Source organism: Actinotalea sp. C106 (assembly GCF_023630195.1).
GTDB lineage: Bacteria > Actinomycetota > Actinomycetes > Actinomycetales > Cellulomonadaceae > Actinotalea.
Map to the genome: position 1 here is coordinate 1 of NZ_JALPKN010000445.1, position 1,726 is coordinate 1,726.

The window sequence follows — 1,726 nt, forward strand, 5'->3', positions numbered from 1 at the left end:
CTCGGGCGCTGGGGCCTGGCCCGCGCCGTCGGTCACGCCCAGCCCGAGGAGATCGACGCGCTGGGGATCATCGCGGCCCTGCGCCTGGCCGGCCGCCGCGCGCTCGCCCGGCTCGAGGTCCCCGTGGACCTGGTCCTGCTCGACGGGTCGCACGACTGGTTGAGCCTCCCCGCCCAGCCAGGCCTGCTCGGCGGGACCCTCGCCCTCCCCACCGGAGCGATGTCCGCCGAGCCCGCGCCCGCCCTGCCCGCGCCCGCCCTGCCCGAACCCGCGCTGCTCGACCCGACGCTGCCTGGTCCGGCGGTGCGGACCCGGATCAAGGCAGATCTGGCATGCGCGTCGGTGGCCGCCGCGAGCGTGCTCGCCAAGTGCGAGCGCGACGCGCTCATGACGCAGGTCGCGGAGCACCACCCGGAGTACGGGTGGGCCGGGAACAAGGGCTACGGCTCGGCCGACCACGTCCGCGCCCTCCGGGTGCACGGCCCGTCGGTGCTGCACCGTCGCAGCTGGCGGCTGCCGGTGGACGAGTCGGCGACGGGGACGGGTCCGGCATGGTCCATGATGGAGGCGTGAGCGCGGAGGACCTGGAGAACTACGAGACCGACATGGAGCTCGCCCTCTACCGCGAGTACCGCGACGTCGTGGGCCTGTTCTCCTACGTGGTGGAGACCGAGCGGAGGTTCTACCTCGCCAACCAGGTGGACCTGCAGGTGAGGTCCGCGGCGGGGGAGGTCTACTTCGAGGTGGGTCTCAACGACGCGTGGGTCTGGGACGTGTACCGGTCGGCCCGCTTCGTGAAGTCGGTGCGGGTGGTGACCTTCAAGGACGTCAACGTCGAGGAGCTCGCCAAGGCAGATCTCGACCTCCCCGAGGGGGGCGGCTTCCGCCGCTGACGGGCCGGGCCCACGTGGCCCACCCCGGGGCCCGTGGTCCTCGCACAGGGTCCACAGGGCACCCCGACCACCGTCCGTCCACAGCCCGACGGACCCTGACGCGGCTCGACGGCGTACCGCGGGCAGCGTGGGTCCCGGGAGGTGGTCACGTGAGGGCCAAGGACGCCGTGGGGCGGTACGGGGAGAAGGTCGCGGCAGCGCACCTGGTCGAGGCCGGGTGGACCGTCCTGGACCGGAACTGGCGCGGACCGTCGGGGGAGATCGACATCGTCGCCCTCGACGGCGAGGAGCTCGTGGTGGTCGAGGTCAAGACGCGCACGGGGGAGGGGTTCGGGCACCCGGCCGAGGCCGTCACCCCGGCCAAGCTCGCGCGACTTCGCCGCCTCGCCGCCCAATGGGTCACGAGCCACGACGAGCGCCCCGCGAGCATCCGGGTCGACGTCGTGGCCGTGTGGGCCTCGCGTCGCGGGGCAGCCCGCGTCGAGCACCTGCCGGGGGTGCTCTGATGGGGCTGGGGCGCACGACAGCGGTGTCCCTCGTCGGACTCTCCGGGCACCTGATCGAGGTCGAGGCGCACCTCGCCGCCTCGGTGCCGGGGTTCACCCTCGTGGGTCTGCCCGACGCCTCGCTCTCCGAGGCGCGGGACCGGGTGCGCGCCGCGATGACCTCCTCGGGCCTGGGCTGGCCCCAGCGTCGGATCACCGTGAACCTGTCGCCGGCGGCACTCCCCAAGGCGGGAGCCGGGTTCGACCTCGCGATCGCGGTGGCGACGTTGGCGGGGGCCGGCGCGTGCGACCCCGAGGCCGCCCAGCGTGCCGTGCACCTGGGTGAGC

The 1,726-nt window shown here is 74.2% G+C and carries 4 protein-coding genes; all 4 read left to right on the forward strand.

Annotated features, from left to right (window positions below; translation table 11 throughout):
- A partial coding sequence (locus L0B03_RS17410; protein WP_374205022.1) for a ribonuclease HII occupies positions 1-573 on the forward strand: 573 nt, incomplete at its 5' end.
- Positions 570-893: a DUF2469 domain-containing protein gene (locus L0B03_RS17415; RefSeq protein WP_208055249.1), complete on the forward strand. Its 324-nt coding sequence runs from the start codon at positions 570-572 to the stop codon at positions 891-893. The genes L0B03_RS17410 and L0B03_RS17415, both read left to right, overlap by 4 nt.
- Positions 894-1,042: 149 nt before the next feature.
- The gene (locus L0B03_RS17420) at positions 1,043-1,399 is read left to right on the forward strand and encodes a YraN family protein (RefSeq protein WP_250448220.1); all 357 of its coding nucleotides are present in this window, start codon (positions 1,043-1,045) and stop codon (positions 1,397-1,399) included.
- A partial coding sequence (locus L0B03_RS17425) for a magnesium chelatase domain-containing protein (RefSeq protein ID WP_284501971.1) occupies positions 1,399-1,726 on the forward strand: 328 nt, incomplete at its 3' end. The genes L0B03_RS17420 and L0B03_RS17425, both read left to right, overlap by 1 nt.